At 65.4% G+C, this 19,301-nt stretch carries 17 protein-coding genes; 11 read left to right on the forward strand and 6 right to left on the reverse strand.

Annotation, left to right across the window (positions count from 1 at the left end):
• Nucleotides 1-16: 16 nt before the first annotated feature.
• From ACH196_RS20170 to ACH196_RS20190, 5 genes are all read left to right on the forward strand, one after another.
• Nucleotides 17-661: a hypothetical protein gene (locus ACH196_RS20170; protein WP_396648717.1), complete on the forward strand. Its 645-nt coding sequence runs from the start codon at nucleotides 17-19 to the stop codon at nucleotides 659-661.
• A complete protein-coding gene (locus tag ACH196_RS20175; RefSeq protein WP_396648718.1) occupies nucleotides 658-2,661 on the forward strand; it encodes an MFS transporter in 2,004 nt (667 codons plus the stop codon). The genes ACH196_RS20170 and ACH196_RS20175 overlap by 4 nt, the downstream gene beginning before the upstream one ends.
• Nucleotides 2,658-3,680 carry an ABC transporter substrate-binding protein gene (locus ACH196_RS20180; protein ID WP_396648719.1) on the forward strand — a complete coding sequence of 341 codons (1,023 nt, stop codon included), beginning with the start codon at nucleotides 2,658-2,660 and terminating at the stop codon, nucleotides 3,678-3,680. The genes ACH196_RS20175 and ACH196_RS20180 overlap by 4 nt, the downstream gene beginning before the upstream one ends.
• A gap of 96 nt (nucleotides 3,681-3,776) precedes the next feature.
• A complete protein-coding gene (locus ACH196_RS20185) occupies nucleotides 3,777-4,454 on the forward strand; it encodes a hypothetical protein (RefSeq protein ID WP_396648720.1) in 678 nt (225 codons plus the stop codon).
• Entirely contained in the window at nucleotides 4,451-5,590 is a 1,140-nt protein-coding gene (locus ACH196_RS20190) for an alanine racemase (RefSeq protein WP_396648721.1), read from the forward strand. Before ACH196_RS20185 ends, ACH196_RS20190 begins: the two co-directional genes overlap by 4 nt.
• A 98-nt stretch (nucleotides 5,591-5,688) precedes the next feature.
• Here ACH196_RS20190 and ACH196_RS20195 read toward each other — a convergent pair whose 3' ends face one another.
• Entirely contained in the window at nucleotides 5,689-6,804 is a 1,116-nt protein-coding gene (locus ACH196_RS20195; RefSeq protein WP_396648722.1) for a Gfo/Idh/MocA family protein, read from the reverse strand.
• 363 nt (nucleotides 6,805-7,167) lie between these two features.
• On the opposite strand from ACH196_RS20195, the gene ACH196_RS20200 reads away from it, so the two are divergent.
• Entirely contained in the window at nucleotides 7,168-7,374 is a 207-nt protein-coding gene (locus ACH196_RS20200) for a hypothetical protein (RefSeq protein ID WP_396648723.1), read from the forward strand.
• Nucleotides 7,375-7,377: 3 nt separating this feature from the next.
• Complete coding sequence (locus ACH196_RS20205) at nucleotides 7,378-8,844, forward strand: PLP-dependent aminotransferase family protein (RefSeq protein WP_396648724.1); 1,467 nt, start codon at nucleotides 7,378-7,380, stop codon at nucleotides 8,842-8,844.
• A gap of 9 nt (nucleotides 8,845-8,853) precedes the next feature.
• Here the strand turns inward: ACH196_RS20205 and ACH196_RS20210 are convergent, their stop codons facing one another.
• Nucleotides 8,854-10,098, reverse strand: coding sequence for a DegT/DnrJ/EryC1/StrS family aminotransferase (locus ACH196_RS20210; RefSeq protein WP_396648725.1), 1,245 nt, complete (start codon nucleotides 10,096-10,098; stop codon nucleotides 8,854-8,856).
• Between the two features lie 708 nt (nucleotides 10,099-10,806).
• Between ACH196_RS20210 and ACH196_RS20215 the strand changes: the two genes are divergently transcribed.
• The 4 genes from ACH196_RS20215 to ACH196_RS20230 all read left to right on the forward strand — a co-directional run bounded on the left by ACH196_RS20215 (nucleotide 10,807) and on the right by ACH196_RS20230 (nucleotide 15,257).
• Nucleotides 10,807-11,775: a sugar ABC transporter substrate-binding protein gene (locus ACH196_RS20215; RefSeq protein WP_396648726.1), complete on the forward strand. Its 969-nt coding sequence runs from the start codon at nucleotides 10,807-10,809 to the stop codon at nucleotides 11,773-11,775.
• Between the two features lie 229 nt (nucleotides 11,776-12,004).
• Nucleotides 12,005-13,120, forward strand: coding sequence for an ABC transporter permease (locus ACH196_RS20220; RefSeq protein ID WP_396648786.1), 1,116 nt, complete (start codon nucleotides 12,005-12,007; stop codon nucleotides 13,118-13,120).
• Nucleotides 13,117-13,923, forward strand: a complete 807-nt coding sequence (locus ACH196_RS20225) for an ATP-binding cassette domain-containing protein (RefSeq protein WP_396648727.1) — start codon at nucleotides 13,117-13,119, stop codon at nucleotides 13,921-13,923. Before ACH196_RS20220 ends, ACH196_RS20225 begins: the two co-directional genes overlap by 4 nt.
• 236 nt (nucleotides 13,924-14,159) lie before the next feature.
• On the forward strand, nucleotides 14,160-15,257 hold the full coding sequence (locus tag ACH196_RS20230) for a Gfo/Idh/MocA family protein (RefSeq protein ID WP_396648728.1): 1,098 nt from the start codon (nucleotides 14,160-14,162) through the stop codon (nucleotides 15,255-15,257).
• A 13-nt stretch (nucleotides 15,258-15,270) separates the two neighbouring features.
• Here ACH196_RS20230 and ACH196_RS20235 read toward each other — a convergent pair whose 3' ends face one another.
• The 4 genes from ACH196_RS20235 to ACH196_RS20250 form a co-directional block, all read right to left on the reverse strand.
• Entirely contained in the window at nucleotides 15,271-16,134 is an 864-nt protein-coding gene (locus ACH196_RS20235) for a carbohydrate deacetylase (RefSeq protein ID WP_396648729.1), read from the reverse strand.
• 20 nt (nucleotides 16,135-16,154) lie between these two features.
• Nucleotides 16,155-17,006 carry an ATP-binding cassette domain-containing protein gene (locus ACH196_RS20240; RefSeq protein WP_396648730.1) on the reverse strand — a complete coding sequence of 284 codons (852 nt, stop codon included), beginning with the start codon at nucleotides 17,004-17,006 and terminating at the stop codon, nucleotides 16,155-16,157.
• Complete coding sequence (locus ACH196_RS20245; protein WP_396648731.1) at nucleotides 17,003-18,157, reverse strand: ABC transporter permease; 1,155 nt, start codon at nucleotides 18,155-18,157, stop codon at nucleotides 17,003-17,005. The genes ACH196_RS20240 and ACH196_RS20245 overlap by 4 nt, the downstream gene beginning before the upstream one ends.
• 70 nt (nucleotides 18,158-18,227) lie before the next feature.
• Nucleotides 18,228-19,286, reverse strand: a complete 1,059-nt coding sequence (locus tag ACH196_RS20250) for a substrate-binding domain-containing protein (RefSeq protein ID WP_396648732.1) — start codon at nucleotides 19,284-19,286, stop codon at nucleotides 18,228-18,230.
• Between the last annotated feature and the right edge of the window lie 15 nt (nucleotides 19,287-19,301).

Here is a 19,301-nt window from a genome sequence, read left to right on the forward strand (position 1 = left end):
CTCCAGTGATTCCCACATGATACGGCTAGCGCTGCGCACAGTACCGGTATTCGCCGTGATCATCGGCTTCGCCATGTTCCTGGCAGCCTACATGAATTTCAGCGGGGTGCGCTCGGCCTATCTCGACCTCATCCGATCGCGCATGGCGATGACGGCCGACGGCATCGGCAACGACATCTCCACCGCGTCGACGCTGGGAATCAGGCTGACCGAGCAGGCGACCCTGCCGGGGCTGCTGGCGCGGCAAAAAGCGACGGATCCGCTGACGCTGTCGATCGACGTCGCCGCCGACGACGGCACGGTGGTCTTCAGCAGCGACGCCAAGCGCGTCGGCACCAACGACGCGGCGGCAAACGACGCAGGCGCCTTCCGCCAGGAGGAGCATATCGCCAACGATATCGGGGCGGCGGTGGGCAGCGTCATCGTGCGGCTGGACCGCGCGGCGATCGACGCCGAGATCGACCGGCTGCGCTTCGACATCCTCAACGGCGCGGTGCCGGCGGGGCTCGCCGCCGTTGCCGCCGGGAGCCTGATTTGCCTGCTGCTTCTCACCAATCTGCATCGCCGCGCCCGGCAATCGGCGCTCGGCGCGTCGGATGACGATCCGATCGGCCGCGCCACGCGGGAAATGCAGCGCCTTCAGCCGGAATCGCACGCATGAACAGCCTGCGCGTCCGCCTTTCCGTCACCGTTCTTGCGGTGCTTATCGTCGCGCTGGTGTTCCTGTCGTTCCAGACCGCGCAGCGCGCCCAGTCGATCCTCCAGCCGGAACTCGAGCGCAAGGCGGCGACCGTCGCCGGCTCGACGGCTTCGCTGATCGGCCGGGCACTCGAGGTCGGCGTCCCGCTTGACCGGCTCCAGGGCCTCGACGCCTATCTGCAGCGCATCCTCGCCGGCAATCCTGACCTATCCTACATCGCGCTTCGCGACGCCGGCGGCGCAACGCTCTACCAGGCGGTGACCGGCGACGCCGCGGCAGCGGCTGCCACGGACGATCCGGCTCAGAGCGTCAGCGTGCCGATCGCCGTGCAGGGCGGCGGCCAGGAAACCCTCGTCGTCGGCCTCGATCCGGCCTATGCACGGCAGGTCGTCTCGACACTGTGGATCGACCTCGTCATCGTCATGTTCGTGACCGCGGTGGTGGCGCTGGAACTGGTCTATGTCGGTTTCGGCGCCGGGCTCTATGGGGCGATCGAAGGCGTCGAGAGAAGGCTGAAGACGATCCGCAAGGGCGATCTCAGGCTGCATCCGCCGGTCGATGCCGGCAGCGAGTTCGGCAGCTTTGCCCGCTCGCTCGACGACCGCCTGGGGCAATTGCACTCGACCTACACCTCGCTGCGCAACAATGTGGTGGAGCGCGGCGACCAGATATCGCAGCAGGCGCTGGACATGATGCGCGGCCGTTTCGGCCTGGGCGAGGGCGTCATCACGGCGCCCGCGCAGGTCATCGCGATGCGTGCGCCGCTGTTCGTGTTCATGCTGGCCGAGGAACTCACCCGGCCGTTCCTGCCGGTCTATATCCGCTCGCTGGCGACGCCGATCGCCGGCCTGTCTCCCGAATTCGTCATCAGCCTGCCGATGATGACGTTCCTGATCGTCGTGGCGCTGTCGCAGCCGCTGCTCGGCAACCTCACCGAGCGCATCGGCCGCCGCAACTGCCTGATGGCGGGCGCGCTGTTCGGCCTGATCGGCTACTGCGCCTCGGCCTTCGTCGGCGACCTCATCGGATTGACCGTGGCCCGGGCGATATCGGGCCTGGGTTTCGCCCTGGTCTTCGTCAGCGCGCAAGGTTTTGTCATCGATTCCACTGACATCCGCCAGCGGTCGAGCGGCATGGCGATGTTTATCAGCGCCATCCTTGTCGCCGGCCTCTGCGGCCCGCCGATCGGCGGCATCATGGCCGACCGCATCGGCATTCCCGGCACCTTCATCATCGCCGGCCTGTTCGCCTTGTGCAGCCTCGTGCTCGCCTGGTTCTGCATGCCGGCGACGGCGTCGCGCCTGTCGCAGGGGCCGGCGATCCGCTGGCGCGATTTTGGGCCGATCATCTCCTCGCCGCCGCTGGCCGGGCTGCTGTTTCTGTGCGCCATGCCGGCAAAAATCATCCTCGTCTCGTTCTGCTTCTTCCTCGTTCCGCTGCAGATGGAAGCCATTGGCGCCACGCAGGCGACGACCGGCCGGATGCTGATGATCTACCCGATCGCCATGGTCGTCCTGGTGCCGTTCTTTGCCTCGCTGGCCGACCGCTGGAGCATGCGCGCGCAATTCGTGGCGCTGGGCGGGCTGGTGGCGGGCGTCAGCGCCTTCGTGGTGTATCTCGGCGGTACACAAATCCTGCCGATCGCCTTGATGCTGCTCGGCCTCGGACTGGGCCAGGCGATCAGCATCGCGCCGCTGTCCGGGCTGGTCGGCGAGATGGGGCGGGCGCTGCCTGGCGATGTCAGCGAGAATTCGGTCTACGGCATATTCCGGCTGGTGGAGCGCACCGGCAACGCGCTTGGGCCGCTGGTCGGCGGCGTGCTGCTCGGCATATACGGGTTCTCGACGACGGTGATGATCATCGGCGGTGGCATGGCGCTGTGCGCGCTGCTGTTTTTCGCGGTGCTGGGATCGCGACGCCAGCCCAAGCTCGAACTGCCTGTGACCGGGAGCCGACCATGATCCAACGACGCGCGTTTCTTGGGATGGCAGCGGGCGGCGTCGCCGGCATGCTTTCGCCCGGTATCGCTGGCGCCCAGTCCGGCGGGCAGGCGAAGCCGTACCGGATCTACCGCGTTACCTATCGCGGCCGCACCGAGGTGGAGGACGGTTTCGACGACTATCTGGCCAGCAACGGCATCGCCGCCGAATTCATCGAGCGCGACGCTGAACGCGGCGTGACGAAGCTGCCGGGCTTCGTCGAGGAGATACGCGCGCTCAAGCCGGACCTCGTCTACACCTGGGGCACGCCGGTTACGCTCGGCATCGCAGGCCGCTACGACGCGCCCGACAAGGCGAAATTCATCACCGATATCCCCATCGTCTTCGCGCTGGTCGCGTCGCCGATAGCGGCCGGGCTGGTGGCCGATCGCATGGTGCCGAACCGCAATTTGACTGGTGCGGTGCATGTCGTGCCGACGGAGACGCAGCTCAGGGCCATGCAATCCTATCGGCCGATCACAAAGCTCGGCGTGCTTTATACGGCGACCGAGCAGAACTCCGTGTCGATCGTCAAGGAATTGCAGGGCCTGCAGCAGACGATGAATTTCGGTCTGATCGAACGGCAGTTCCGCGCCGGCGCCGACGGACGCCCGGTGGCCGACGGCATCGAGGAGCTGGTCGCGGAGATCAAGCAGGAGGGCGCCAATTGGCTCTATCTGCTGCCCGACACGTTTCTCGGCACGCAGTATGACCGCGTCACTCCGGCGGCGATGGCCCAGAGCCTGCCGACATTCGGCGCGGCGGAACTGGCGATCCGTCAGGGCGGGGCGCTGGTGGCGTTGATCAGCCGCTATTATTCGGTCGGCCAACTCGCCGCCTCGAAGGCGGTGAAGATCCTCAAGAAGGAAACGCCGGTCGGCGAGATCCCGATCGAAACGCTGAAACGCTTTTCGCTGATTATTAACATGCCTGTGGCAAAAAAACTCGATCTGTATCCGCCGATCGACATGCTGAACTATGCGGAAGTCCTTACGGGCTAGGTCTGTCGCTCTTCACGTTCCGAAATCCATCTCAGGCCTTTCGGAACCGAAATATCGACCGGTCGTGAACCGCATCCGGGGCCGGGGGGCCGCCGAATGATCGAGATGAAAGAAGCGCCGGACACAAGCGCGCGTCATGTCAGCCTCTCGGTATCGGACCTCGATGCGGTCTACGCCCTGCATCTGGCCGCCACCGGCGCCGTGGGCCGGCCGGAGCTGATCAAGCCGGAATCGCGCGATTTCTTCGCACGTATCCTGTCGGGCGGCGGGCGCATCATGGGCGTCATGCGGGGCGACGCCTTGGTCGCTTACGGTGTCTTGCAGCTCGAACTGCCTCCGTCGGAGGACGCCCGCCCGTTGCTCGGGCTGTCGCCCGCCGACCGGTTGGCGAAGCTCGCCGGAGCGGCGGTGCTGCCGCAAGCCTGGGGCGGCGGCATCCATGACGATCTGATCCATCTGCGCGTCGAGGATGCGCGCCGCATCGGTGTCGGCCATCTCTACGCCACCTCGGCGCCCGGCAATTTCCGCAGTTGGCCGAATCTGGTCGAAGCTGGTTTTGCCGTGCGCGCCATCGTGGAAAAATATGGCGGCCACCTGCGCTATATTCTCTATCGCGATCTGGCCGCGGCCGAGCCGCGAGATGCGGACGGTGTCTGGTGCGGCGTCGAGGATATCGAGCGCCAGCGCTCGCTGATTGCCGCCGGCTGTGTAGGCGCGCGCTGGCGCAAGCGCGCCGATGGCGGCCGCGACCTGTGGTACCGGGCGGCGGCATGAACAAGGTCTTTTCGCTTCCAACTCCAGCAAAGGTGAACGCCACGTCGCCCGAGAATGCACCGTCATTGCGCATCGACCTTGGGGCGGTGCGCTCCAACTACCGGGAAATGCGCCGCCGCTACCACGGGCAGGTGCTGTCCGCCGTGGTCAAGTCCGACGCCTATGGCGTTGGCTTGGAGCCGGTCGTGCGCACGCTGGCCAAGGCAGGCTGCCGGGATTTCTGGGTCAACGATCTGGAGGAGGCGGCGCGGGTCAGGCTGAACGCCCCCGAGGCGACGGCCTATACGCTGATGGGGCTGGGCAATGCCCACATACGCGACTTCGAGGCGCTGGGCGCCATGCCGGCAATCGCCACTCTGGCCGAGTTGGAGCATTGCGCCCGGCACGCCATGCTGGGCGGGCGCAGGATTCCGGTCGCCGTCCAGGTCGATACGGGACTTGGCCGGCTGGGTCTCTGCGAGGAGGAACTGGCGTTTCTCGCCGGCCAACCGGACATACTGGACCGTCTCGACATAAAACTGTGGGTGTCGCATCTCGCCGCCTACAACCTTCCAGGCGACCCGGAAAACGCCGAGCAGCGCCGCAGGCTGCGCGACTGGGTGTCGGCCCTGCCGCATGCGCCGATCAGCCTCGCCGCCTCGTCGGGCGTGTTCATGGCCGACGAGTGGCATTTCGACATGGCGCGCGTCGGCAGCGCGCTCTACGGCGTGCAGACCTCCGCCGTCTGGCAGGACGGGCTTGTGCCTTGCTACGAACTCAGCGCCCCGGTGATCCGCGTGGCGGAATTCCCGGCCGGAAGGCATCTCGGTTATCGCGGCACCACAGAACTGAAGCGCCCGTCACGGATAGCCACGATCGGCATCGGCTACGCCAATGGCCTGCCGCAGCGTTTTGCCGAGATCGGCAGGGTGCGCTTTGCCGGAACATCGGTGCCGCTGGTCGGCGGCATCGCCATGAACATGACGATGATCGACCTGACCGATGTGCCGGCTTGTGTCGATCTGGCCACGGAACGGGCGATCTTTCTCGACCGCGACCAGCCGGTCGAGCCGCTCGCCGAAAAGCTCGACTGCGCCCCGAACGTGCTGCTGACGCAGATCGGCGCGGGCACGCGGAGAATTTATCTCGACGATTGACGGGCAGCCAGGTGAGGGGGCAACGAAAGCGGCAAAAGCCAAGGTGGCCGGATAAGGCGATCGGAACCGGCGCGCCGGTTTCGGCCGGCACCGAGTTCTCATGAAACGTCCACGCTCCGCCGCTCCCGCGCGCTGCGCACCGCTGCCTCGATCAGTTCGATGCCCCGCAGCCCGTCGGCGAAAGTCGGGAAGCCGGATCTCTCGCCGCGCATTCCGGCCCAGATCTGCGAAACGACATTGCGGAAGGCGTCGAGATAACCTTCGGCATGGCCGCCGGGCAGCGTCGTCATCCACGCCGAGCCGGGCTCCATCAGGCCGGGAGAGCGTTGGCGTACCAGCTCTCCTTCAGTGGAGCGCTCGCGAAAGACGTTCGGCTCCTGCTGGTTCCAGTGAAATCCCTTTTCCGACCCATCCACCGAGAGCACGATGGTGTTGGGGTGGCCGACGGAGACGCAACTGATCGTCGCAGCACCCGCCGCGCCGCAGTCCAGCCGGATCAACAGGTCAGCCTGATCCTCGACATCGACCTCCACCGGCACGCCGCCATCGGGGTCAGACGCGCCTGGCGGCCGCGGCCCCTGGCCCTCGCCACCGCGCCAGACGCGCTTCTTCTGGTGCGTAGACAGCATCGCCGAGAGTTCGCGGATGCGCTGGCCGGTGACGTGCTCGACGAGGTCGAGCCAGTGGACGCCGATGTCCATCAGCGCGTAGCCGGGGCCGACGCTGCCCGGTGTGAAATGCCACATGTATTTCCGCGGATCGTAGCCGTCGTCCGAAAGATAGCAGCCGCCGACCCGACGCAGCGCGCCGAAATCGCCGGCCGCGACGCGCTGCTTGAGATGCGCCACCAGCGGATAGCCGCGATAATTGTAGGTGATGCCGCCGACCCGACCGGCCTTGCCGGCGGCGTCGATCATGTGGCGGGCCTCGTCGGACGAGGTCGCCATCGGCTTTTCGCAGACCACATGCGCACCGGCGGCAAAACCGGCCTGGACCTGCTCGGCATGCAGGTGGTTGGGCGTGCAGACATGCAGCACGTCCGGCTTCTCCGCGCGCAGCATGGCTGCCAGATTGTCGTAGGCCGCGCCCGCGCCGAAGGATTGCGCCGAGGCGAGCGAACGGCCGCAGACGCCGACCACCTCGCCGCCGAGTTCGCGGATCACGCGCCTGTGGACGCGCGCAATGCCTCCGGTGCCGACGATTGCTGCACGCATGGTTTCCTCCCGAATTCGCCGGCTGAGGCAGGCATCACCGTTGCGCAATCGCTTGCAGATCGGTGAGTTTGCCTGACACGGCCACGACCACCGTATCGCGATCTGAATATCGGAGTCAATTCGCTAAAAGGTAATGAGAATTCAGTTATTTGAGTAGCTATCAGAGCTTTTACAAGTTTGATGATCGAGAATGAAAACGGCTCTTACAAGCGCTTACGCAGATGTTATTCTCTTAGCGAACCGGCGATCTGTACCGGTTGCTGGAAGGAATTTTCCGGACGTACGGCGACGCGGACATTTGGCGGTTCGCCGCATGATTGCGTCGGCAAAAAGGACCGATCTGGTTTCACAGGGATTTGAAACATGGCATTCGAAACGGCACTCGGCGCGGAGCGCCTCTGCACGATCAAGGAGATCGCCGACAAGTCGGGCCTCGGCGCCGGTACGGTGCATCGCGCGCTGAAGGGCGGCAAATCGGTGCATCGCGACACCTGCCGGCTGGTGATCGACACGATGCGGCAGCTCAACGAGGAAAAGATCATGAGGGCGGCGCGTCTCGCCGCGGGGTGAGCTATGGCCGACCACATGCGCCTGTCGCTCGACATCATGTCGGTCGACCGCCAGTCGGACGAGCCGATGCACCGGCAGATATACAGCGCGCTGCGCCGCTACATCCTCGAAGGGCAGATCCAGGCGCAGACACTGCTGCCCTCGACGCGCTCGCTGGCCGAGGATCTGAAGGTCGGGCGCAACACGGTGATCGCCGCCTATGACCAGCTGCTGTCGGAAGGCTTCATCGAGGCGCGCGGCGGCTCCGGCACATGGGTGGCGCCAATCCAGCAGAACCGCAACGCGGCCGCGCCGAGCAAGCTGCAATGCAATTCGCGCCGCCTGTCGCGGCGCGGCCAGACCATCGTCAACGGGCCGCAGCCGCCGCGCAACGCCGGCGTCATCAATTTTCATCCCGGCGTGCCGGAGACCGAGTCCTTTCCCTTCTCGATCTGGAGCAGCCTCTTGGTGCGCAATTCGCGCAGCCGGGACGAGGCGCTGCTGGGCTATCTCTCCTTCGCCGGCCATCCTGAACTGCGCCAGACCATCGCTAGCAACATCAGCCTGTCGCGCGGCATAAGCTGCACCGCCGACCAGGTGATCGTCGTCACCGGCGCGCAGGCCGCGCTCGACCTCGTCTCGCGGGTGCTGACCGACGAGGGCGACCACGTCTGGATGGAGGAGCCCGGTTATCTCGGCGCAAAGAGCGCCTTCCTCGCCGCCGGGGCGCAGCTTGCGCCGCTAAAGGTCGACCGGCGCGGCTGGAACCTTTCCGACCCCGACCTGCCGCGCCCGCGCCTGGTCTATGTTACGCCGTCCTGCCAGTGGCCGTTCGGCACGATCATGCGCATCGAGGAAAGGCTGCAACTGCTCGACATCGCCGAGCGCAGTGGCGCCTGGATCGTCGAGGACGATTATGACGGGGAATACCGGTTCCGGGGCCGGCCGGTGCCGGCGCTGCGCGGCCTCGATCACACCGACCGCGTCGTCTATATCGGCAGCTTCGGCAAGACGCTGATCCCGGCACTGCGCATCGGCTACCTGATCGTGCCGCGCGAGCTATCGGAATCCTTCGACCGCGCCGTCTCCATCACCGGCCAGTTCGCGCCGCTGATCCTGCAAGCCACCGTCGCCGACTTCATCAAGCAAGGCTATTTCGCCACACATCTGAAGCGCATGCGCCGGCTCTACGCGCGCCGCCAGGCGAATTTTGTGAAACTCTGCGAGGAGCATCTGGGCGACTGGATATCGGTGCGCGAAAACGATTCCGGCATGCAGTTGCTCGCCAGTTTCAAGCGGCCGTTCAGGGACAGCGACGTGGTGGCGGCAGCGCTGCGCGAGGGGCTGGATGTGCAGGGCATCTCGATCAACTACCATTCGACCGAGCCCGAGCACGGGCTGCTGCTGGGTTACGCCGCCATGGACGACCGGCAAATTCTCCGGGCGGTTCTGGCGTTGCGCGCCGCATTCATGCGGCTGGAGAAGCGATAAGCGGGCGCCTCACCCCGCGCTGTCGAATTTCTGCAAATCGACCGGCGCGGTCTTGCGCAGGTCGACCTGGTCCAGCGACAGATCCTCCAGCGCGACGCGCGCGGCCTGGTCGATGTTGTGGATGGTATCCTCGATCTCCTCGTCGGTGTGGAGCGGGCTGGTCGCCACCATCACGGTGCGATTGAGGATTTCCAGCGAATCCTTGCACATGCCCTCCGTATAAGTCGTCCGCAGCCCCTTGTTCTGCGGCAGCTTGTAGGGATTGAGCGCCGGATGGTGCGCGCCCTCGTGCATCAGCACCTGGTCCCATTGTGTGAAGGTGTGGCGGCCGGTCTTGCCGGCGATGACGGCCGGCGTCGCCTTGACGAAAGCCTGCGCCGCCGCCTCGCTGGGCAGCGTGTACATCACTTGCGTCGCGCAATCGTGGTCGGCGCTGTTCATCGGGCTGGCGCGCAGGCCGAGATTGTCGAGGTGTTTTGTGCCGGCGAGGATTCTCTTCTTCTCCGCCCGCATGGAGCGGATCATGCCGTCGAGCCGGTCGAGCTGCACGTTGAGCATGGCGCCGAGCAGTTCCGAGGCGCGCGCGCCGACGCCGGCGAAGGGTTTTGTGTCGTCGCTTCGGCCCTGCCAATAGAAATGGCAGGGGTCGATGTAGCAGCGGGCCCGCTCGGCCACCTTCGGGTCGCTGGTGGCGATGCCGCCGCCCTCGCCACCGCTCATGTTCTTGAAGAAATTGAAGCTGAAGGCGCCGGCATGGCCGATCGAACCGAGCTTGCGGCCCTCGTAGGAACCGCCAATACCCTGGCAGACGTCCTCGAGCACCAGCAGGCCATGTTCCTCCGCGATGTCCATGATGGCGTCCATGTTGCAGGCCGCGCCCCACATATGGACGGGAATGATCGCCTTCGTATGCGGGCCGATCGCGTCGCGGATGGCGTCTGGGCTGATGGTGATCGTCTCGTCTATGTCGACGATGACCGGGATCGCGCCGACCGCCAGAACCGCGGTCGCGGTCGCCATGTAGGTGTGCGCCGGCACCAGCACCTCGTCGCCGGGGCCGATGCCCAGGCCGACAAGTCCGGCGGCGATACCATAGGTGCCGCTGACGCCGAGCGCGAACTCGCTGACGCCGAGATGTTTTGCGTAGCGCTTCTCGAAACGTTCGCATTCGCTGTCGTCGCGGTAGCGGAAAAGCTTGCCCGAACGGATGACCTTGGCGATCGCCTCGATCTCTTCCTCGCCCGCAATGTACATGCGTCTCTCCAAAAGTCTTTTGATTGGTTGGAGTGATGCGCCATTGCAAAGGGTTTTTGAAAGAACCAATCCGCCGCTATCGGACGAAACCACTGACAATCGCCGCGTTATCAGAGAACAGCCCCGCCGGATTTCCTTCGCACCGGATCGCCACGCCTGTCCGCAACCGCCAAGACAAAAATCGTATCCATCAGAATCCACAAAAGTGGCTCTGTCGGAACCCACCGTTCCGTCGTTCCATCGCATCCAGTTCGGGGAGTGTAAGGGCTTCATGTCGCGACAGGACGACAATGGCGGGATGGCGGTCGCTATCGTGTTTTGCCGCGCTCCAACCTCGGAATCTCACCTATGACGGACGGCTGGCCGCGGCACAGGAACGTCTTGCACGGGGACGGCGGCCTATGTCGGGGGGAGCGCCTTCCGCGACTGGCGTTTGGCACCGGATATCGACATCATCAGCATGAGGCCGTTGCGCCAGGAGTTGCGCCCGGTTGCCGAAGCGCGCGAACCAGACGAAGCTCTTCGCCAGACCTCGATCAGCGGCGGATGGCGGAGTGGTCTTGCATGACGGCCCAAGGGGCGGGCTGAAAAAGACTTCACGATGGCACAGGGCCCGCAAGAGGCCGCCGTCGCGACAGCGCCGGGATAGCCGACAGGCGTCGCGGCGGACGGACAAGGGAAATTGGCCGCAGAAATGGGAGATAGAAAATGAAATCCGTAATGAAACTGGCGCTCGGCGCGTTGATGACAGCCGGTATGATGGTTGGGCTCGCCCATGCCGATGGACTGAAGGATCCGAAGGACGTGCATATCGCCTTCGTGGTGCACGGTTCCGCTTCTGACCCGTATTGGTCGGTGGTGAAACGTGGCGTGGACGACGCCGCCAAGCTGACCGGGGCGAACGTGGAATACCATGCGCCGCAGGTGTTCGACGTGGTGGAGCAGGCGCGCATGATGGAGGCGGCGATCGCCACCAAGCCGGACGGCATCGCCGTGTCGATCGCCGACGCTGACGCCATGCGCAAGTCGATCCAGTCGGCACTCGCCGCCAACATTCCGGTGGTGGTGCTGGATTCCGGCGAGAAGACCGGCGCCGAGATGGGCACCACGCTCTATGTCGGCACCGTGTCGGAATATGATTCCGGCAAGAAGGCCGGGGAGCGGCTGGCCAAGGACGGCATTCTGAAAGTCGTCTGCATCAACCACGAGGTCGGCAATGTCAGTCTCGACGAGCGCTGCCAGGGCCTGAATGACGGGCTGAAGCCGTCCGGCGGCGGCACGGAAGTCGTCGCCGTGACGCCCGATCCGGCCGACGTGCAGCGCCGCACCGAGGCTTATCTCTCGGCCCATCCGGACGTGCAGGCCGTGTTCGCGCTCGGCGCCACCGCCGCCAACCCGCTGATCCCGATGTTCCGCGAGAAGGAACTGTTCGGCAAGATCAAGCTCTACACCTTCGACATCAGCCCGGAAGTGCTGGACTCGATCGTCGCCGGCGAGATGGGTTTCGGCATGGACGCTCAGCAATACCTGATGGGCTACCTGCCGGTGATCTATCTGGTTGAACAGGCGACGCATGGCTTCTGGCCGATCAACAACTCCTACACCGGCCCGTTGTTCATCGACACGCCGGAGAAGGCGAAGGCGATCCTGGTGCTGGCCAAGCAGGGGATTCGGTGAGTTCTTCCCTTCTCCCCGCTTGCGGGGAGAAGGTGCCCCGAAGGGCCGGATGAGGGGCAGCGCCAAGCTTGCGCAAGCCTGCTCTGCCCCTCATCTGCCTGCCGGCCTCTTCTCCCCGCAAACGGGGAGAAGAGAGCTGACCCACCGATTGCACAACCGGCATTTGGAGCGCCTAATGACCGCCGTGGAACAGCAGGCACCATCGGGCGAAAGCGCCGACCGCTTCGGCATGCGCCGCAAGAGCGCCGGCGGGCCGGACGAACGGCTTGCCGCGACCGGGCGCTTCACGCAACTGATACGACGCCCCGAGGCTGGCGCGGCGGCGGGCCTGCTGGCCACCATGATCATCTTCGCGCTGCTGCCGGGTGCCGCGAACCTCTATTCGCTGCAAGGGTCGATGACCTTCCTGACGCTGTCGGCGGAACTCGGCATCATCGCCACCGCCGCGGCGCTGCTGATCATCGCCGGCGAGTTCGATCTTTCCGTCGGCTCGATGATCGGCTTCGCCGGTGTGGTCATCGGGCTCGCCGTGCGCGAACTGCATTTCCCGCTTTGGGGCGGCATCGGGCTCGCCTTCGCCGCCGCGATCCTCACCGGCTATCTCAACGGCCTGATCGTGGTGAAGACAAAACTGCCGTCCTTCATCGTCACGCTGGCCTCGCTGTTCATCCTGCGCGGCCTGTCGATCGGCATCACCCGCGCCGTCACCGGGCGCACCCAGATCCCCTATATCCTCGACGAGGTGCCGGACCCTGCAACGGCGGCGCTCTTCAACGGCCACATCTTCACCGGCTTCTTCCGATGGATGGCCGATCAGGGCTGGATTGCCGCGCGCAGCGACGGCGCGCCCTTCGTCACCGGCGTCCCGATGTCGATCGTCTGGTGGCTGGTGCTGACGGCGCTCGCCGGCTACGTGCTCACCCAGACCAAATACGGCAACTGGATTTTCGCCACCGGCGGCGACGCTGACGTGGCGCGCAATGTCGGCGTGCCGGTCGGCCGCGTGAAGATCAGCCTGTTCGTCTACACCGCCTGCGCCGCCACGCTGCTCGCCACCATCCAGGTGATGGAGGCCGGCTCGGCGGACACGACGCGCGGCCTGCTGAAGGAGTTCGAGGCGATCATCGCCGCCGTCATCGGTGGCGTCCTGCTCACCGGCGGCTACGGTACGGTCTATGGCGTGCTGTTCGGTGCATTGATCTTCGGGCTGGTGCAGATGGGCATCTTCTACACCGGCATCGACACCGACTGGTTCAAGGTGTTCCTCGGCATCGTCATCCTGATCGCCGTGCTGGTGAACAACTACATCCGGATCAAGGCGCTGGGGCGCGGAGGCGGCAAATGAGCGTTCCGGCGATGGAACTGCGCGGCGTCAGCGTCAATTTCGGCTCGGTCAAGGCGCTGCAGGACATCGACATAAAGGTGTTTCCCGGCGAGGTGCATTGCCTGCTCGGCGACAATGGCGCGGGAAAGTCGACGCTGATCAAGGTTCTGTCCGGCGTGCACCGCCCGAGCAGCGGCGAGATCTTGGTCGAAGGCCGCCCCGTGGCGTTCCGCAACCCGCGCGACGCGCAGAGCTACGGCGTGGCGACCGTGTTCCAGGACCTCGGCATGATTTCGCTGATGTCGATCACACGGAATTTCTTCCTCGGCCGCGAACCGACGAAAAGCCGCCTTCCCTTCTCGCGTATCGACAAGGAACTCGCCAACCGCACGGCCAAGCAAGCGATGGCCGACATCGGAATCGACATACGCGACCCGACCCAGGCTGTCGGCACGTTGTCGGGCGGCGAGCGGCAGTCGGTGGCGATCGCGCGCGCCGTGCATTTCGGCGCAAAGGTGCTGATCCTCGACGAGCCGACCTCGGCGCTCGGCGTGCACCAGGCGGCGATGGTGCTGAAACTGATCGTGGAGGCGCGCATGCGCGGCTTGGCGGTGATCTTCATCAGCCACAACATCCACCACGCCTATCCGGTCGGGGACACGTTCACGCTGCTCAATCGCGGCCGCAATCGCGGCACCTACGCCAAATCCGCCATCACCCGCGACGAGGTGATCTCGATCATGTCCGGCGGCGAGGATCTGAAGGCGGTCGAGGCTGAGATCGAGCGGCTGCTGGCGTCAATCGGAAACAGAGCGGCGGCGTAACGGATGGATATCGCGGCGCCCCTTCACACCCCCCTCTGTCCTGCCGGACATCTCCCCCGCAAGGGGGGAGATTGGCAGCGTCAGTCGCACTGCTTCTCCTGCAATACTGACGATTGGCGAGGGTCAGTATGACAGCCAATCTCCCCCCTTGCGGGGGGAGATGTCCGGCAGGACAGAGGGGGGTGCGAAGGTGCATCCTTCATGCGATTAATGTGCAACAACCCAGAGTTCCTCACATGACCAGACTGAGCGTGGGCGTGATCGGCGCCGGAACCATCTGCCAGGTCGAACATATTCCCAACCTGCTGGCGCTGAACACGCTGTTCGAGGTCAAGGGCGTCGCCGATCCCTCGAAGACCGCGCGCGACTTCGTCACCGAGACTTTTGGTATCCCCGGTTTCGAATCGCCCGGCGCGCTGCTCGACCAGCCGCTCGACGCCGTCGTGATAGGCTCGCCCGACCCGCTGCATCACGAGCAGGTGCTGGCTGCGCTGGAACGTGGCCTGAATGTCTTCTGCGAAAAGCCGCTGTGCTATTCGCCTCAGGAGATCGCCGAGATCATCGCGGCGCGGGACAAGGCCGGCAAGGTGGTGCAGGTCGGCTACATGAAACGCTTCGACCCCAACTACCGGCTGGCGCTGCAATCGCTGCCCGGAACGGCGAAGACGCTGCGCTACGTGTCGGTCGAGGTGAACGACCCGGATTCCTGGCCGTTCATCCATCATTTTCGCACGCGGTTCGGGACCGACGTGCCGCAGGACCTCATCGCGGCGACGGCGGCGAAACGCAAGGCGCAGGCCGAGCGCGCCATAGGCATGCCGCTGACCGACCTTGCCTTCCGGGGCTTCACCGCCGCCTACAGTTCGTCGCTGGTGCATGACGTCAACGCCGTGCACGGCATTCTCGACGCGCTCGGCGTGCCCGACGGCGAGGTCGTCGGCGCGCAGATTTTCGCGAATGGCGGCGGCGGCCAGGGTACCGTACGCTTGCTGGACGGCCAGGCGCTGTGGACGATGATGCATCTCGCCGTGCCGTCGCTCGCCGACTACAGGGAACGCATCTCGCTCTATTTCGACGACGCGATCCTGGAGCTGGAATTCCCGTCGCCCTACCTCAACCACCAGCCGACCCGGCTGACCATCAAGACCTCGGACGGTCACAAGGCCTCGTACAAGGAGCTGCGTGCAAACTATGAAGAGGCATTCGTTGAGGAACTGCGCGCGTTCCATGCGGCCATCACCGAGGGCGTGCCGGTTGTTAACCGGCCCGAGCACGCCGCGCGCGACATGACGCTGCTGGTCGGCCTGACGCGGCATTTTTTGGGGCAGCGATAGATAGGCGTACCGATTATTCCCGCGCCCGCAATAGGTCGCGCAGTTCGCGCATGCCGATCACCTCGATGCCGAACTCGGCGATCCATTCCTTGATGCGCCCCGTCTTGAACACCGCGTACTCCTCGGTGCGCAGATGGGCGTCCGGGGGATTGATCGTCTCGAAATCGCCCGGCGTGTTGAAATGCAGCGACAGGAAGGTCATGCCGTCCGGGATGCTGGCGAACATCGCGCGATAGGCTGTCTCGGCGTCGGTTTTTCTGGCCCAGGGCGTTTCCAGAACGATGTCGAAGACCGGCTCGTTGGCTGCCCGTGCCTTGGCGATCTCGGCATCGTATGGGGCGGTGTCGAGGGGGCCAGCGTAGCTCGCCGGATTGTAGCCGGACAGGTCCTTTACGAACAGCACGGGCACCTTGTATTCCTGCCCGAGTTTTCGCGTGATCGCCGTGAATTCCGGCATCTGCGCCGTGCCCATGTGCGCGTCGAAATGGGTGATGTCGATGCCGGCCGCCTTCGCCGCATCGATCTGGGCGCGCAGTTCCGCCTCCACCGCTTCCGGGTGCGCCTTGCGGGCGCGCGGCACGTCCGGCCAGAAATAGCCAAGCTCGTCGGTCATCCCAGCCGACTTCGGCGGCGCGGTCAGCGGGCGCCAGCGATAGGGTTTTTGTTCGCTGGTCAGCGTCAGGTGGACGCCCAGGTCGAGCGAGGTGTCTTTGCCGGCAAGCTCGGCCGCTTCGGGGAACCACGGGCATGGCGCCATGACCGAACCGGAACTGCAGGTTCCGAGCTTCGACAGTTCGACGAAAGCCATGTTTGCACCATGGCTCATGCCGACATCGTCCTCGTGGATGACGACCCGCTTCTTGCCCTTCTGTGCCATGTCCCGCTCCTGTTTTCGGATCAACCCACGCGCGCGACCAGATCGGTCAACGCATCAAGCTCGATTTCGTCGCGCCGGAAATGCCCGGCGACGCGGCCTTGCGCCAGCACGGTCAGGTCGTCGGCGACCGACAGCGCGTGGCGGAAATTGTGGGTGATCAGGATCGCCGCCTGCCCCTGTTCGCGCGCCTTGACGATATGGTCGAGCACGCGGCCGGCCTGGCGCACCGCAAGCGCCGAGGTCGGCTCGTCGAGGATCAGCACGGAGGAGCCGAAGAACATGGCCCGCGCAATCGCCAGCGACTGCTTTTCGCCGCCGGAGATGTTGGCGCCCCGCTCGTCCAGCCCGCGCTCCCAGCGCACGCCGAGCCCGTGCAGCGCTGAGCGCGCCATTTCCTCGGCGCGCTTCAGGTCGAGGAACTTGAATGGTCCAAATCCCTTCTGCGGCTCGCGGCCGAGCACGACATTGCGCGTCACCGACAGGAGTTCGCAGACGGCGAGATCCTGGAAGACGGTGGCGATGCCGCGCTCGCGCGCGTCGGCGGGATTGTTGAAGACGACCGGCTCGCCCTTGAAGCGCATCTCGCCGCGATCCGGCGGAAACACGCCGGACAGGATTTTTATCAGCGTCGATTTGCCGGCTCCATTGTCGCCGAGCAGCGCCAGGATGCGCCCGGAATAGGCTTTCAGAGATACGTCGACCAGCGCCGTCGTCGCGCCAAATCCCTTGGAGATGCTGACGGCCTCAAGCACCGGCACCGCGCCGGCCGGCACTGGCTCTATGACGCGGCCGGCCACACCCATGTCGTGCGAGCCGCTGCCGGCCGGCAGCCTGCCGCCATTGGCCGGCGCACCCTCTCCCGACCCGTTCATGACGAGGCCTCCTTGCCGGCGGCGCGCGAGGTGAGCGGGTCGTCGTCCTGGTAGCGGCCGCCCTTGTCTGACCCGGCTTTCGAGATGGCGGCGTCGGCTTCCGCGCTGCTGCGCCGAAACCCGCCCAGCGGCTTCGATTTCGCCATGCGGCGGGCAACGGAGGTGTTCAGCACGACCGCACCGACGACGATGACCCCGGTCAGCGTCCGGAAGAAATGGCCCGGTGCGCCGGCCAGCACCAGCCCGACCTGGATCATGCCGAAGGTGATGGCGCCGAGCACCGTGCCGACCACCGAACCATAGCCGCCGGCAAGCAGCGTGCCGCCGATGACCGTCACGGCGACGGCTTGCAGTTCCATACCCTCGCCACGCAACGCGTCGACCGAGGAGAAGCGCGCGACCTGGATGATGCCGGCAACCGCTGCAAGCGCCGACGCCAGCATGAACAGGATGATCGTGACGCGGTCGACCGGCACGCCGAGATTGCGTGCTGCCTGCTCGTTCTGGCCGCGCGCCTGGATCCAGTTGCCGAGTTTTGTGCGGTTCAGCAGGATCGTGCCCAGCAGCCCGATCAGCAGGAACCAGAACATCGACATGCGAAAACCGCCGAGCAGCGGCCCGGCCATGGCGTCCTTGAAGGCAGGCGGGATGCTGACCGTCATCGGAAAACCGCCGGTCAGGGCGATCAGGATGCCACGCCAGATCAGCATGGTGCCGAGCGTCACCACGAAGGAATGGATGCGGAAACGCACGACCATGTAGCCGTTGACGGCACCAAGCAGCGCGCCGATGGCGACCGCGACGAGCGAGGCCGCGACCGGAGGAAAACCGTAGTCGCGCATCAGCACGACGCAGACATAGGAGGTCAGCCCGAGCACCGCGCCGGCCGAAAGGTCGAAATGCCCGCCGATCATCAGCAGCGTGATGCCGATGCTGACGATGCCGAGCTCGGCGGCCACGGCCATGATGCTGATATAGGTGAGTTTGGTCGGGAAGAGCTGCGGGCTGAGCGCCGTGAAGACGGCGAAGAGGATGATGACGGCGGCGATCGAGGTGGCCTCGGGCCGCAGCATGAAGCGGCGGATCGCCTCGCCAAACACGATGCGCCGGGGCGGACCGCCTGATGCGTTCTGTGCCGATTGCTCGTTCATGCCTGCCCCTGATGCGTGACTGCGGCGGAGGGGAACGGGAGGGTTTTTGCCCTCCCGCCACGAGACGTGCCTAGCGGTAGCCTTCCTTCACCAGCGCGGCCACCCGCTCGACATTGTCCTTGTCGACGATGGTCGGACCCGTGAGGAAATAATTGCCCTGGATCAGACCGTATTTCAGATAGTGGGTCAACAGCAGCACGGGCATGTAGCCGCGCCAGAACTGCTGCTGGTCGATGGTGAAGGACTGCCGCCCGTCCTTGATGGCCTCCAGCGACTGGGCGACGATGTCGTAGCCGGTGAGGATCAGGTCGGTGCGGCCGCTGTCGGCCTTGGCCGACAGGAAGCCGTCGATGACGTCGCAGGTGCTGGTCGCGGCGGCGGTATCCGGATGCAGGCGCAGATAGTTGAAGATCGCCTCGGATTGCTGGCCGGGATCCATCGTCAGTTCGAGGAAGTCGGCCTCGACGCCCGCAGCCTTGAGGGCGTCGATTTGCGACGTGGCGCGCAACTGGCAGCTTGCATCGCCGGGCTGCTGGTTGGCGACGACGACGCGGCCCTTGACGCCCATGGCGAGCAGCCGCTGGGCGGTCAGTTTTCCCGCGGCTGCCTCGTCGGAGCCGGTGCGGAACAGGAAGAGGTCGTTGGGATCGCGCACCTGCGCGCCGGACGGCGGGGCGGCCGCGCTGCCGAAGGCGATGCCGGCTTCCTTGGCGCGGGCGGCGACATCGGCATAGGAGGAATCCTCGGTGAAGGCGCAGACCGCGATGCCCTTGGCCTGCGCGGCGATGGCTTCCTCGATCTTCTGCACCTGGTTCGGTATGGTAAGCTGGTCGGGATAGATGTAGGTGACCTTGACGCCGAGGTTCTTGCCGGCCTCTTCCGCGCCGCGCGCCAGATAGCCGTGGAAACCGGTCGGCGCGGCGCAGCCGACGAAATAGATCGAGATGTCGTCCTGCGCCTTGGCCTCGCCTCCAAACGCCAGCACTGCCGCCGCTAGCGTGACGGCCGCCGCCACGCCGGTCTTGGCCCGCGCGATGCGCGTCCATGCCGCGCCGATCACGTAGGCGGCATGCGCGGCCGGCCCCTGCCGCACCGTGAAATCATCGACTTTCCAGTTCTGGATATGCATCGGATTTCCCCTGTC

Origin of the sequence: Mesorhizobium sp. IMUNJ 23232 (genome assembly GCF_044326205.1) — a bacterium.
Classification (GTDB): Bacteria; Pseudomonadota; Alphaproteobacteria; order Rhizobiales; family Rhizobiaceae; genus Kumtagia.